The sequence below is a fragment of the Shewanella sp. 8A genome (assembly GCF_023475945.1).
GTDB classification, from domain to species: Bacteria; Pseudomonadota; Gammaproteobacteria; order Enterobacterales; family Shewanellaceae; genus Shewanella; species Shewanella xiamenensis.
Map to the genome: position 1 here is coordinate 1 of NZ_JAMDJP010000031.1, position 14,056 is coordinate 14,056.

A 14,056-nucleotide genomic window follows, 5' to 3' on the forward strand; every position below is an offset into this window, starting at 1 on the left:
TGAAGCTGTGGCTGAAGATGCTTTAGCCGCAAATGTGGGCGGTATTTTCGACTTTATCGCGACGGGTCTGCCACAACAGGGCCAAAGCTATAGCTTGGTATTGCCACAACGCTCGCCCGTTCCAGCGAATGCCGTCTACCGCAAGTTCAATGCTCAAGCGGGCTGGCGAGACTTTGTGATTGATGCAAACAACACTGTTGCCAGTACCGAGGGTGAACGTGGTTTCTGCCCGCCACCGGGGGATAGCCGTTGGACGCTGGGATTAACCGAAGGCCATTGGTGTGTACAGTTGACCATCGAAGACGGTGGTCCTAACGATGATGATGGTGTGGCTAACCGTACTATCGTCGACCCAAGTGGCGTCGCGGTGATGCTCAATGGTAACCACTTGCCTGTCGCCAATCCCGACTCGGCAGCAATTGCTTGGAACCAGAGTATTGATGTCAATGTGCTCGCCAACGATACGGATAGCGATGGCGATAGTTTGAGCGTCACGCAAGTGATTAGTGAGTTTGGCACTGTCACCGTGCTGGCCAATCAGCAGCTCAGCTACACGCCAGCGGTAGACTTTATCGGCACCGATGTGTTGGTGTATAGCATTACCGATGGTAAAGGTGGTACGGCAAGTAGTGAGCTGACGATTGAGGTGAATGGCAACACAGCCCCTGTGACTGTTGATGACAGCGCCGCCACCGATGATCGCACCAGCTTGCTTATCGACGTGCTGAGTAATGACACCGATGTGGATGGTAATACGTTGACCCTGTTAAGTGCGACAGCTCAACAAGGCAGTGTGACTATCGAGGCGAATAAACTGCGTTATATCCCTAAAACAGGGTTTGATGGTGTGGATACCGTGACCTATAGGATTAGCGATGGTCAAGGTGGTGAAGCAACGGGGCAAGTGCTTATCACTGTGAAAGCCTATCAAGAGGTCATTATCGATAATAAGTCAGGAGGAGGCAGTATGACCTTATGGGCGTTGGCATTTATCTTGGCATGCGCGATATTGCGTCGCCGAGAATTACAGCGATTGGCCTTAGGCTGCCTGTTATTGCTCAGTGTGACGCAACAGGCACAGGCAACAGACTGGTATGTTGAGGGTTTTATCGGACAAGCGCAGGCCGATAAAACACTGCCTGAGTTAAACGCCCAAGTCGGAGAGGGACAACTCCTCAGCGTCGATGACTCGGATACCGCATTTGGGGTGAGTCTAGGTTATCAATGGACACCGATTGTGGCGTTGGAACTGAGCTATGCCGATTTTGGTGAAGGAAGTGCAAGGATTAAGGGCTCGACGTTAACGCCAGCGCAATACCATGAGTTGGTGAAAACTGTCACCCCAGTGCTTGCCGATGGGGTGATGTTGGGCTTGAGATTTACCTTGCTGCAGCATCAAGGTTGGCGCTTTGAAGTACCCGTTGGCTTGTTCCATTGGCAAGCGGATATTAGTAGTACCATGGGCAATACCACGATAACGACTGATTTAGATGGCACAGATTGGTATGCGGGAGTGCGTTTTAGTTACCAATTTAGTGATGCTTGGTCTGTGGGTTTAGGTTATCAATACCTTGCTATCGAGCCGAATGACCTATTGAGCTATCAACTCAATCTGCGTTATCAGTTTTAAATGATGTCGACATCAAAAGGGGCTTAGCCCCTTTTTTGTGGGTGAATTTTCGCGATAAAAAGCGGGAAAGTTTTAGCCGCTTCTCCTTTGTTATTGCTTAGTGCGTGACTTAAATCCCATTACTTGGGTGGTGGTCTTTGGAATAGCCGCACTAAATTCAGGTTGTAGATTAAAGACAGGATAGTAAGATTGTCACTTATCCTAGTTAGTTTGTTGCTATTTTTATCCAGGGGCAGTTATGTCACAGCGGCACCACAAGCCGGAAATCTTGCATACTGAAGTTGTCGCTAAGAGCCGTTTGTTTCAAATTGAACAAGTCCATCTTAAATTCTCTAACGGTGTCGAGCGCCAGTATGAGCGGATGAAGGGCGGAAGCCGTGGCGCTGTGATGGTTGTACCCATTCATCAAGGTAACATGCTGTTAGCCCGTGAATATGCCGCTGGTACTGACAATTACGAGCTAGGTTTTCCTAAGGGATTAATAGACCCTGGTGAGCAAGCTATCGAAGCGGCCAATCGAGAATTGCAGGAAGAAATCGGTTTTGGGGCCCGTAAGCTGACCCTGTTGAAAGAACTTAGCCTTGCGCCGGGTTATTTCTCTAGCAAGATGCAAATTTTCATAGCAGAAGATTTATATGAAAGCCGCCTCGAAGGCGATGAGCCAGAACCCATAGATGTGGTGCCTTGGGCGTTGGCCGAGTGGGAAGCGTTACTCGAAAATAGCGATTTTTCAGAATCCCGTAGTGTGAGCGCATTGTTTTTAGCGCAGAAACATCTACAACTTAAATAATCTTTTTTGTTATAGCATTCAGCAATTGAGTGCTTGTGGATCATTCGCGATGTTAGCGATTGGAGTGGTTATGAAGCCAGAAGAGTTAATCGACGAGGTGATTGCGATAGCAACGGATGCGGGTCGCACTATTCGTGAGATTTACCTTAAGGGTAATTTTGAGCGAGAGACTAAGTCTGATAATACCCCTGTCACCTCGGCGGACTTAGCGGCGAATAAGCTCATCTGTGAACGCTTAGCCGCGTTGACGCCTGAGATTCCTATCTTGTCCGAAGAGGCTGCCGATATTCCCCTGAGTGAGCGTGAAGGCTGGAAACGTTATTGGTTAGTCGACCCTCTCGATGGCACGGGAGAGTTTATTGCCGGTAGTGGTGATTTTTCGGTGATCATTGCGTTGGTGGAGCACAATCGTCCAGTAATGGGTGTGGTCTATGTGCCGATGACGCAGGTGTGTTACTACGCCATCGCGGGATTAGGTGCCTATAAACGCACCGATAAGCAGGAAGTGCGCATCAGTAGTCGGCAAATTCAGCACCGTGAGCAAGTTTCCCTTAGGTTAGCGGTGAGTCGTCGTCAGGATCCTCAATCCGTGTTGACCCTCTTCAATCATCCTAAGCATTGTGAACTGGTGGTCATGGGCGGTGCGGCCTTGAAGAGTTGCCTTGTTGCCGAAGGACGCGCCGATTGTTATGTGCGAGTCGGGCCTACGGGAGAGTGGGATACCGGCGCCGCACAGATCATTATTGAGGAAGCGGGTGGTCAGCTTATGGATACCGAGCTGCAACCTTTGACTTATAACGAGCGTGAGACGCTTGAAAATCCTAACTTTATTGTTGTTGGTGCGCCCAATTTAGAGTGGGATAAAATTTTAATTGGTGAATAGGTTTACATGCAGTCGATTCGTCCAGTATTAAAGTCAGAGTTAGCCGACGTTTTTCAACTTGAACAGGCTATCTTTGGCGATCATTGTTATCCCGATTTTTTCTTTCGCCAAGGATTTGATTGTTGGCCTGAGCATTTTCTGGTTGCCATAGATGATGGCGGTAAGCTGTTAGGTTATGTGCTCTGCGCTCAAAGTGGCGATCCTACCTGTATGTGGATCCTGTCCGTGGCGGTGAGTGAGCAAGCCCGCGGGCGAGGCATTGGTAAACAATTAATCCAACAATGTTTAAGCCAAATACCACCTCTGGTTAAGCGGGTGGATTTAACTGTCGATCCTCATAATCCTGCCCATGGTTTATATCAGCGTTTAGGGTTTGTCGATACTGCCTTCGAAGCGGACTATTTTGGCGCTGGGGCCGACAGAGTCGTGATGAGTTATCACTGCCGCTAGGTAAAAGTTCAATGTCGAAACGGCGCTCTCGATTCAGGGCGTCGTTTTTTATGTGCTAAAAGTTAAATTCCCTCCAGGGTTGCCATCGAGCGATTGCCCAGAGTTAGACTTTCTTCCCTCATTTTTATGCCTTTTACTTCATGCTGTACGCAAAATAAACTTATTTTGAACGTTGTTTTTTTATTTTTCAGGCTGTTAATCTCACACCATTCAACAGGGAGTGAGACCTATGGCGAGACGCAAAGAACATAGTCATGATGAGATTCGTGCTATGGCAATAGAAGCGGCAATGGCACTGCTGCAACAGCAAGGGACACAAGAACTGAGTTTACGCAAGATTGCTAGCCAGATTGGCTATGTGCCGAGTACCTTAATCAATATCTTTGGTAGCTATAACTACCTTTTGTTAGCCGTTTCTGAGGCAACGCTGCAGGCGCTGATGCATGAGCTCTCCGAGGTAAATGCAGATAATAGTCGCAATCAAATCATCAGCATGGCGCAAAAATACGCTGAGTTTGCCCATGCACAGCGCCAATGTTTTAAGTTGGTATTTGAACTGCAGCTACTCGACTCCGAGCCTTTGCCCGAATCCCAAGGCCAACTTATCGCGGGTTTATTCAGTTTAATTGAACGTGAGTTGGCCCTGTTGTTCCCCAATAAGACTGCTGAGCAGCAACTTCAAATGAGCCGAGTGCTTTGGGGCGGCATCCACGGACTCACCGCCTTATCACTGGATAATAAATTGTTTGCCGATACGGCATCTTTACCCGCTTTGTTAGAGAGTCATGTGACAGGGTATTTACAGGGAATGGGTGATAAGAGGGAAGAGTCATGCTGCTAACAAAACGTTTTTTACCGTATTTCGCAACCCAATGTCTGGGCGCACTTAACGACAATATCTATAAAAATGTGTTGCTGTTGCTCGTCACCTTCAGCCAAGTCAATGATTTACCCATTAGCGTCGACATGTTTGTTAATTTGGCTGCAGGGGTCTTTATCCTGCCGTTTTTCCTGTTCTCTGCCCATGCAGGTGTCGTGGCCGACAATATGGATAAAGCCAAACTTATCCGTCGCTTAAAACTGCTCGAAGTCATCATTATGTTCAGCGCCGCACTCGCTATTGTGAGTGAGAATTACATGATGATGTTATTACTGCTGTTTTTAACCGGTAGCCAGTCAGCCTATTTTGGGCCGGTCAAATATTCCCTCTTGCCTCAAGCCTTAAAAGAGGATGAGTTAGTGACGGGCAATGCCTGGGTTGAGATGGGGACATTTCTGTCTATCTTGATCGGTACCTTGAGTGCCGGGATTTTAGTGTCTGAAAACAACGCCACTTTGTGGTCGGCCATCACGGTCGCAGCCCTTGCCTTGGCTGGGTATTTGTCTAGCCGTGCGATCCCTGCTTTACCGCCACAGGGCACAGTTCAGAAAATCCAATTTCGGCCATTATCTGGCACTTGGCGCACCATTAAGAAGGCACGCCAAACGCCTTCGATTTGGATGGCCATCCTCGCCATTAGCTGGTTCTGGTTTTTGGGGGCGACATATCTGACCCAATTCCCTAACTTTGCCAAGCTGCATTTGCACTCTGGTGCGACAGTGGTGTCGCTGCTACTGGGAATGTTCTCTATTGGGATTGCGGTGGGCTCCTTTGTCTGTGAGCGTTTTTCCTTTGGCCATGTGGAGTTAGGCTTGTTGCCCTTTGGGGTGCTCGGGTTAACCGTGTTTGGTGTGGACTTGCTGTGGGCGATTCCTCCTGCACCTGCGGATGCTAGTTTTGTTTATGGCTTACAAAGCTTTATTGCTGAGCAGAAGCATTATCGAGTGATGTTGGACTTCTTTATGATTGGGGTCAGCGGTGGTCTGTTTATCGTGCCTCTGTACGCCTTTATTCAAGCGCGTTCTGCGAAGGGAGAATGTGCGCAAGCGATTGCCGCGAATAACATTATGAACTCGCTCTTTATGGTGGCGTCAGCGTTGTTGTCTATGCTGTTACTCGGTGTGGCTGGCTGGAGTATTCCACAGTTGTTCTTACTGCTAGCCGTGATGAATTTCGTTGTTGCTCTCTATGTGTATTCACAAGTGCCTGAGTTTACCCAACGATTTATCAGTTACTTACTCAGCCATGTGATGTATCGAGTGACTGTGACTGGGCGGGAAAAGATCCCCAAAGAAGGCGCGGGTATCATAGTCTGTAACCATGTGAGCTATGTGGATGCGTTGATCATTATGGGCGCGTCGACCCGGCCGATTCGTTTTGTGATGGATAAATCGATCAGTGAAATTCCGGTGCTGAAATATCTGTTCCGCCATGCAGGAGTGATTCCGATTTGTTCGCCGCGCCAGAGTGAGACCACTTACAATCAAGCCTTTGAATCAATTCATGAGGCGTTAGCGAATGGCGAGTTGGTGTGTATCTTCCCTGAAGGTCGTTTAACCCCCGATGGTGAACTCGGCGAGTTTCGCCCTGGTATAGATAAAATCTTGGCCCGCGATCCCGTACCCGTAATCCCTATGGCGCTCAATGGTCTGTGGGGCTCTTACTTCAGTCATAAAGATGGCCATGCATTGACCACAATGCCGAAACGCTTCTGGTCCAAGGTATCGGTGAGCTTAACGGATGTGGTGGATGGGCAAAGTGCTGATCGGCACTCGCTAAGGGATAGTGTCTTGAATCTGCTTAATAAGTCTTAACGCGTAGATGTAAGTAAGAAAACCGTGGCGTTAGCACACGGTTCTCTTGTTTTTAACATGCTGAGCTGTACTTGTTTAGCCAAGATTATTTTGCGATAAGTTATCCAGCCACTGATGCATGTCTTGGTGATTTCCCCTAAAAAGCACTCTATGTGCTTTTTTTGCTAATTGGTATTCATACATAGGGTCGTAATACTTTTGCAGTAGCAGGCTTATCCAAGTTAAATGCTGTGAGGTTTGGTTTTGATTGAGTTGCTGCGTCAGAGCCAGTTGCATGATGTCTTGTAATTCTTGAAATTGTTTACCACCGAGACGTTTACGAATACTGGTAAGGCTCTGCAAAAGATATTGGCTAAAGGCATCAAAGCCTGCCTCAATACCTAAGCGTTCAACAAAACCGTGATGCATTTTATGAACATATTCATCGAGTAAGCGACTTAGCCTAATGTCGTCATCTTCTTCGAGTACTACAATATCGGCTGCCTGCATGGCGCTATAAAAGTTTTGCGGCAGTGCTGAGCGGCCAATCAGAAAGCTTTCATCCTCAAGTAGTAAGCAGGAATGATTACCCTGTTGGTGGCGGAGTAGTGCAATCGCGAGCTGATTTTCAAAGTTTATTTGCGTTGGTTGTGGGTCGATGTTTTTACCAAAACTCGATCCTCTATGATTGGCTATACCCTCAAGATCCACTGCCTCTTTGCGCTGTCTTAAAAAATCCGTTTTACCGCAGCCCGTCATACCACTTAGGCTTAACAAGCGTTGTTCGCTAGGGACGGCATCAATCACACCAATTAAATATTGGCGCATGCCTTTGTAGCCACCCTGTACATAAGGTACGACTACGCCCGCTTCTTTAAGCCATTGCTGAGTTAGCTGTGAGCGTAGCCCGCCGCGAAAGCAGTAAAGGTAAGCTTCGGGGTGGGCCGATAAAAAGTTTAACCAAGCATCAATTCTTTGTTGTTTTACTGCGCCATGTACGAGTGAATGGCCTAAGGTAATCGCGGCTTGCTGTCCTTGCTCTTTGTAGCAAGTGCCGACCTTTTCCCTTTCTTTATCAACCATTAACGGCAGATTTACCGAGGAAGGAAACGCGCCGCGGTCAAACTCGATTGGCGCTCTTAAGTCGATTAATGGCTGCCCAGCGACAAAGATATCGTGGTATTGCTGGGCCTGGATAATCGTTGTTGTCATTAACACAGCACCACATTGGCGGTGGAGGTGGGCGTTTCTAACGAACCAATGCATATAGGCTCAATTTGATGGGCATTAAGCAGTGCCACCAGTTCTGCTTCGGCCTCATTCGATACCGCCACTAACAAGCCGCCACTGGTTTGTGGGTCACACAAAATGGCTTTCTGATAATCGGTTAGAGTGGGTAAGTGCTCGCCATAACTGTCGTAGTTACGGTGGGTTCCGCCGGGAACACAACCTTGCGCAAGATAGTCGAGGGCGCGAGGTAAGAGCGGCACTGCATCGAGTGTTAATTTGGCGGTGAGTTTAGCGCCTTGGCACATTTCGAGCAGATGGCCTGCAAGGCCAAAGCCAGTGACATCGGTCAGGGCGTTTACGCCTTTGATCTTAGCGATCTTAGCGCCTACGCTATTGAGCTGGCACATGGCATTCACCGCAATGTGGCTATCTTCGTCTTTTAGCTTCTTCTGCTTTTGTGCCGTGGTCAGGATGCCAATGCCAATAGGTTTTGTGAGATACAAACGATCGCCAGTTTTAGCAGTGTCGTTTTGTTTTAAATCGGTTAAGGCGATTTGCCCTGTTACTGCAAGGCCAAAGATAGGTTCAGGTGCATCGATGCTATGACCGCCAGCCAGCATAATGCCTGCTTCCATACAGGCTTGACGACCACCATCAACCACTTGTTGCGCGATTTCGGCAGGCAATTTGTTGATTGGCCAGCCTAAAATAGCAATCGCCATCATGGGCGTGCCGCCCATGGCATAGATATCGCTAATGGCATTGGTGGCAGCAATGCGGCCAAAGGTAAAGGGGTCATCAACAATGGGCATAAAAAAATCAGTGGTACTGATAATGCCAATCTCATCATTGAGCTTATACACGGCCGCATCATCGCGACTCTGATTGCCGACCAGCAGATTAGGATCGGTAAATACAGGCAGCTGCGAGGCAAGAATGGTGGTCAGTACTTTAGGGGAAATTTTACAGCCGCAACCGGCACCATGACTATATTCGGTGAGTTTAATGCTATCGGTTGGAGATACTGCACAATTCGACATGAGCCTAACATCCTGTAAAAAGTGAATGAGGCATCATAATAATAGGATACGGCCACCATGCAAGGCGGCCGTATGATTTTTACCGATAATTGTGGCCTAGCTATAAGTTGCAGTCAGGCTCTTCCAGCTTTTTTGCTGATTCAGGAGTCGGGTTTTTAGCTCTTCGACTTGCTGCAATAATTGCTGATCGACCAGTTGCTTACGTTTGGCCTCTAACAGTGCCTTTTGGGCTTGATAATATTCGAGTAAGTGTTGTTTCATCAACTCATACTCTTGTTGAATTTTTTCAATAATTTCATCGGCATTTGGCAAATTGAGCACTTTGCTTTTAGCATGCAGCAGTTGCATTTGTAAGCGGGCACTCTCGATTCGCTCCTGCGGACTCGTGCGTAAGTCTTTGGCTAAACCCACCCAAGATAACGCCTTAATCAACCACTTAGTCGGATCGTAATGCCACCATTTAATCCCGTTACGATAATCGTTTTCGAAGATATGGTGGAAATTATGGTAACCCTCACCGTAGGTCAGTACAGCCAGAAAACCGTTATCGCGGGCCGTATTTTTATCGGTATAAGGTTGGCTACCCCACACGTGGGCGAGGGAGTTAATGAAGAAGGTGCAGTGATGCACGACCACTAAGCGCAGAAGTCCCGCCATCAGTAACATACCCGCGATATTGCCAGTGAACCAGCCTAATAAAGCAGGCAGACCAATATTCATAAGTAGCACAAGTGCAAGATAGTGCTTGTGTTGCCACATCACGATACGGTCGTTCTGCAAATCACGCACGTTTTGGTAGTCATGGTAGCGTTGGGCTTGGTATTCGCGCAGCATCCAACCGATATGGCTGTACCAGAAACCCATGTTGGCGGAGTAAGGATCTTTGTCATTGTCATCGACATGCTTATGGTGCACACGATGATCGGATGCCCAATGTAACGCGCTGTTTTGTAATGCTAATGCACCACCAAGTGCGTATATGAAACGTATTACAGGGTGTGCCTTGTAGGCTTTATGTGACCAGAGTCTATGGTAACCCGCAGTGATCGACAGGCCACTGGCAAAGGCTAAAACCACAAAAGCAATCCATTCGCTGGCACCGTAACCGTGGGCTAGGCCATACCAAGGAACGAGGATTACCGCACTGAGAAAGGTTAGGCTAAATAGGGTGACATTAAGCCAGATGATAGGGGGTTTATTCATTATAGTTTCCAATATCCGCATTTGAGCGTACAACTGTAAGCTAATTTAGCCCAGCAATCTTGTTTGGTCAAGGTGGATAGGGCTGTGTTTCAATCGCAAAAGCGGTATTATCGCGTCATTACATTCAGTTAGCGGATTCAAGAATGGGTATTCGTGCACAGCAAAAAGAGAAAACTCGGCGGGCTCTAGTCGATGCGGCGTTTAACCAGCTCAGTGCTGAGCGGAGCTTCTCTAGCTTAAGTTTGCGAGAAGTGGCGAGGGAAGCCAACATTGCGCCCACATCCTTTTATCGTCATTTTAAGGATATGAATGAACTCGGGTTGACTATGGTCGACGAGGGCGGGCTTACCCTAAGGCAAATGATGCGCAAGGGGCGTCAACGTGCCGAAGCGGGTGGTAGCGTGATCCGTATATCAGTGGATACCTTTATGGAAGTACTTGATTCTAATCCAAACGTTTTCAGAATTTTACTGCATGAGCGTTCAGGTACCTCGGCGGCATTCCGCGCAGCGGTGGCTCGCGAGATTGAACATTTTATTTCTGAATTGGCCCATTACACCGAAGCGACGGCGGGCCGTACACCTATGCTAGCCAGAGCGCAGGCAGAAGCGCTAGTGACCTTAGTGTTTAACGCCGGAGCGTCGGCACTGGATATGAAGCGCGCCGATCGTAAAGTGCTTGCCGATCAATTAGTAATGCAGCTGCGCATGGTCGCCAAGGGCGCTGAAGCATTACAACATAAAGTAGAACATCGTTAGTTGGGTACGGTTTGACTAAAAACAAAGGAGCCACAGGCTCCTTTGTTTTTAGGTATATAGAGTCGCCTAACGACGTTCTAACAGCACACCTGTTTCCATATGATCGGTGTAAAAGATTTCCAATCTACGTGTGTCCATGCAAGTCCATCGATGTTTCATATCAAATTGATTCTATAAGATTTTATTTTTATTGTTGTCCATGAGTATCTCTGGGGATACAATAAAAACTCACCCGTCGCCGTACCCCCAGCCGTACCCAGAATTGTTGAGGTTTACTCATGACCACAAAGCGAATTAGCAGCAATGCCACATTACAAGCATTGAGTCCGCAAGATAAAGAGTACCTAATCCCAGATAAAAAAATTGAGGGGCTCAACATCCGCGTCCGCCCAACTGGCACTATGACTTGGGTATTTCGATTTCAAGTTGGTAAGAAGCACGAAAAAATCTCAATGGGCCGATACGACAAGTTAAGACCCGAAACCGGGATGACATTAGAGCAGGCAAGAAAAGAGGCCGGGCGTTTCCGTAGTTGGCTAGAAAATAACAAAAATCCTAAGCAAGAATTGTTAAGAGAGCATCGTGAGCAAGAGGAAGCGAAAACATTTGATAATGCTTTCGCGAGTTTTGATGAGAAGCAGCTATCAAAGCAATTGCGGGGTTCTCAGGCAAGAGCCATTTATGTACGCGACATAAAGCCGCATCTTGGCAACATTAAATTAGCTGATTTGAGAATGAATGATCTCAATAAAGTGTTTGACGCTAAGGTGGATAAAAATGGTCGGAGGATGGCTGGCGCTATAGGGGTGTGTCACAAGATCATCAATCAGGTTATCAAGCATGCCTTAGCGTTGAATATGATCGATACACATCCTGCTCCGCTATTGAGGGCGAGAGATGTAGGTGGTGGGACGAAAATCACAAGGCGAAATCTGAGTTTCTCCGAGCTGAAAATATTGCTAACAAGTTTGCCTTCTTGGCGAACGGATGCTGCCAATATTCGGCTATTAAATTTCTTACTTGGGTGCGGACAAAGGATCAGTGCGGTACTTGAAATGCGCTGGAGTGAGGTTGATTTTGATGAAAAGCTCTGGTTGCTGCCTGCGAGCTCAGAAGATCGGCACACTAAGAGCCAAGAAAGTCGTAAGATGCCATTAAGTGATTACCTTATTAAACAGCTGCTAGAGCAACGTGAGAGCGTTCCTGGTCATTGGAAATTGGTATGGCCTCAGGTTGGCTTAGATAAAGTACAAGAGGCCTCTGCGATTCGCTCTCATATCAAACGTAACCTGCCGTCAAATCTTGAACATTTCTCGCCTCATGACTTACGCCGTACTTTTATCAGTCGATGCAGTGAAATGGGACTAGATATAGTGGCAATTGAAAAGACGGTTGGTCATCAGCTTCCTGGGATGCTGCGAGTCTATAATCATCATGATTACCTGAATGAGCAATTATCAGTATTACAAGCTTGGGGTGAGAAGCTCGAAACACTAATGGTTGAAAATGTGGTGCCTTTATCACCACAGAAACTTGCTTAGAATATCAACTACTAAAAAGAGGAGAGGATTTATAACCAGCATTATTATTTCGATGAGCGAAAGCTGCAACGACTAAACTATCAGAAATAATTTCCTCAATTACATCCACTTGAGCCAAACGAGCAGCTGTTAGCCTTGAACTCATGAGTTCAAGGCTAACATTTAAGCTGTATGGGTCTTAAAGCAATACTTTAGCGCCAGGAACATATCCCCCAGCCTTTGCTATATCCTGTTTTAACTCGAACAGAGAGTCACTTGGAAGGCCAAACCATTTGCGGATTTCTTCAATGCAATCATACAAGCGAAGTGAATTGATATTACAAACAATGACTCTATCGTCGGGTTCAATGAAGCCAAAATACTTGTTTTCACTAAGCGAATCATCGTCTTCATGAGCCCATTCCATGATGGGTTTATGGGATAACTGTATCAAAATGTAGTAATTCATATTCACACCTAAGTACAATTCACAACGAGCATACTCCCAATAGTCCGGCATGTATTGCTCAGGATTTAATCTTAACTCGCTATAATTGTTGAGTTTAACCCCACTTATCTTCTTACCAAATAATTCATGGAATGCAGCGTTAACGTTGGTGCTCTTTAGTGAACTACTTTTCATTACCTTTATACGCTGGCCGGTTAACACTACCGGCTCTACTGGTATTTGAGGCTGAATGTTTAATCGTTCTTTACTGCCAAACTTAAAATTTGTAATGCCTTCAAATAGCTTTGAATACAGATACAGTAATCTGAAAGTGTCAAAATCTCTGATTACAATCCCGGCGACGCTGAAAAGCTTCTGCCCTTCATCATCAAGATTCCACCATTGAAAATTCTCAATGGGACGCTCGTCATATCCAACCGTATTTCGCAGGACCTCTGAGTAATTGTTGCATTTTTCCACATATTCCTTTGATAAGAAAAGCTCATCTAACTGAGATTCGATGATCTTCTTATCAGTTTTATAATGAAGATTGGGAGCACATATCAAACTCAGCAAATGCAGATATTTCTCTTCATTTGTAGCGAGTTTAAGTAGCTTACGGTGAAAACGGTTAATCGTAACATCTTTAAATTTATCAAAAAAACTATCTATATCATCGTATAGCTCTACTTCTTCATAGCGACCAGGATTTCTTTTTGGGCTGCCACAATACTCAATGATCTTGTCCATTAAATTGGGAGAGATCGTGCCACTCCCCACCTTCATCTCACTCACTCTAGACTCTTCAAGACCTAGAATCTTTGCCATATCTTTTTGAGTTTTACCTACACTTTTGAAATACGCTATTGCATGGTTAATCCAAAGTATCGTGTCATGCTTAGTTAATGGTTCCATCTCTCACCTCTCTCGTTAGTTAGGCCATTAATCTAAAATAACACTCAAAAAATTCAATTACATTTATGATGTAATTTTACGTAATAAATTACATGATTATTTTTCTACACAAAATAGACATAAAAAAGCCTTCAAAATGAAGGCTATTATCTCTCTAAGCTGAAGCGTCTTGATTTTAAACTTGTACTTTTAACTGCAGCCAGCCTTGTGCGCTTAAGCGTTCCCATGCAGCAAGAATATGAGCCGGTTTCATTGCGGCTTTTCTCGCATTCCAGCTATGTACTCGCTGAACCAACTCTGCAGCAGACAGAGCAGCATCAGACTCTTGTGTCACAACCCAATGAACCGTTGACAGTAGTTCCATGCCGTTCTGAGACTCATACCCTTCAATTAGCTTAGCGACTTTATCCAAACGTTGCTTGTCTCTGAGTGTTGCGCTAAGAAATCTCAAGCCTCCTAGGCGGCATCATCTTTAAGATCAATAGGTGTTTCTGGTTTATTCAAACCATCGGCATA

At 46.3% G+C, this 14,056-nt stretch carries 13 protein-coding genes; 8 read left to right on the forward strand and 5 right to left on the reverse strand.

Annotation, left to right across the window (positions count from 1 at the left end; all coding sequences use genetic code 11):
• From M0413_RS18415 to M0413_RS18440, 6 genes are all read left to right on the forward strand, one after another.
• Nucleotides 1–1,630: Ig-like domain-containing protein (locus M0413_RS18415; protein ID WP_249555188.1), on the forward strand; the 1,630-nt coding region annotated here is incomplete at its 5' end.
• Nucleotides 1,631–1,868: 238 nt separating this feature from the next.
• Complete coding sequence (gene nudE / locus M0413_RS18420) at nucleotides 1,869–2,420, forward strand: ADP compounds hydrolase NudE (protein ID WP_037430523.1); 552 nt, start codon at nucleotides 1,869–1,871, stop codon at nucleotides 2,418–2,420.
• A gap of 70 nt (nucleotides 2,421–2,490) precedes the next feature.
• Entirely contained in the window at nucleotides 2,491–3,303 is an 813-nt protein-coding gene (gene cysQ, locus M0413_RS18425) for a 3'(2'),5'-bisphosphate nucleotidase CysQ (RefSeq protein ID WP_055647611.1), read from the forward strand.
• Between the two features lie 6 nt (nucleotides 3,304–3,309).
• Nucleotides 3,310–3,753 (forward strand): GNAT family N-acetyltransferase, encoded by a 444-nt coding sequence (locus M0413_RS18430; protein ID WP_055647579.1) that lies wholly within the window; start codon nucleotides 3,310–3,312, stop codon nucleotides 3,751–3,753.
• 229 nt (nucleotides 3,754–3,982) lie between these two features.
• The gene (locus M0413_RS18435; RefSeq protein WP_249555190.1) at nucleotides 3,983–4,594 is read left to right on the forward strand and encodes a TetR/AcrR family transcriptional regulator; all 612 of its coding nucleotides are present in this window, start codon (nucleotides 3,983–3,985) and stop codon (nucleotides 4,592–4,594) included.
• Complete coding sequence (locus tag M0413_RS18440) at nucleotides 4,585–6,447, forward strand: MFS transporter (protein WP_240292813.1); 1,863 nt, start codon at nucleotides 4,585–4,587, stop codon at nucleotides 6,445–6,447. Before M0413_RS18435 ends, M0413_RS18440 begins: the two co-directional genes overlap by 10 nt.
• Nucleotides 6,448–6,522: 75 nt before the next feature.
• On the opposite strand, the gene mnmH is transcribed toward M0413_RS18440, so the two are convergent.
• The 3 genes from mnmH to M0413_RS18455 all read right to left on the reverse strand — a co-directional run bounded on the left by mnmH (nucleotide 6,523) and on the right by M0413_RS18455 (nucleotide 9,899).
• Nucleotides 6,523–7,638, reverse strand: coding sequence for a tRNA 2-selenouridine(34) synthase MnmH (mnmH, locus tag M0413_RS18445; RefSeq protein WP_249555192.1), 1,116 nt, complete (start codon nucleotides 7,636–7,638; stop codon nucleotides 6,523–6,525).
• Nucleotides 7,638–8,696, reverse strand: coding sequence for a selenide, water dikinase SelD (gene selD, locus M0413_RS18450; RefSeq protein WP_037416476.1), 1,059 nt, complete (start codon nucleotides 8,694–8,696; stop codon nucleotides 7,638–7,640). The genes mnmH and selD overlap by 1 nt, the downstream gene beginning before the upstream one ends.
• Nucleotides 8,697–8,792: 96 nt before the next feature.
• Nucleotides 8,793–9,899, reverse strand: coding sequence for an acyl-CoA desaturase (locus tag M0413_RS18455; RefSeq protein WP_037416479.1), 1,107 nt, complete (start codon nucleotides 9,897–9,899; stop codon nucleotides 8,793–8,795).
• Nucleotides 9,900–10,042: 143 nt separating this feature from the next.
• Between M0413_RS18455 and fabR the strand changes: the two genes are divergently transcribed.
• Complete coding sequence (fabR, locus tag M0413_RS18460) at nucleotides 10,043–10,657, forward strand: HTH-type transcriptional repressor FabR (RefSeq protein WP_011070594.1); 615 nt, start codon at nucleotides 10,043–10,045, stop codon at nucleotides 10,655–10,657.
• A 278-nt stretch (nucleotides 10,658–10,935) separates the two neighbouring features.
• Nucleotides 10,936–12,198: a tyrosine-type recombinase/integrase gene (locus tag M0413_RS18465; protein ID WP_349628481.1), complete on the forward strand. Its 1,263-nt coding sequence runs from the start codon at nucleotides 10,936–10,938 to the stop codon at nucleotides 12,196–12,198.
• Between the two features lie 178 nt (nucleotides 12,199–12,376).
• On the opposite strand, the gene M0413_RS18470 is transcribed toward M0413_RS18465, so the two are convergent.
• Both M0413_RS18470 and M0413_RS18475 read right to left on the reverse strand, forming a co-directional pair.
• Nucleotides 12,377–13,540, reverse strand: a complete 1,164-nt coding sequence (locus M0413_RS18470; RefSeq protein ID WP_249555196.1) for a hypothetical protein — start codon at nucleotides 13,538–13,540, stop codon at nucleotides 12,377–12,379.
• A 175-nt stretch (nucleotides 13,541–13,715) separates the two neighbouring features.
• The gene (locus tag M0413_RS18475; protein ID WP_249555198.1) at nucleotides 13,716–13,991 is read right to left on the reverse strand and encodes a hypothetical protein; all 276 of its coding nucleotides are present in this window, start codon (nucleotides 13,989–13,991) and stop codon (nucleotides 13,716–13,718) included.
• Nucleotides 13,992–14,056 lie beyond the last annotated feature (65 nt).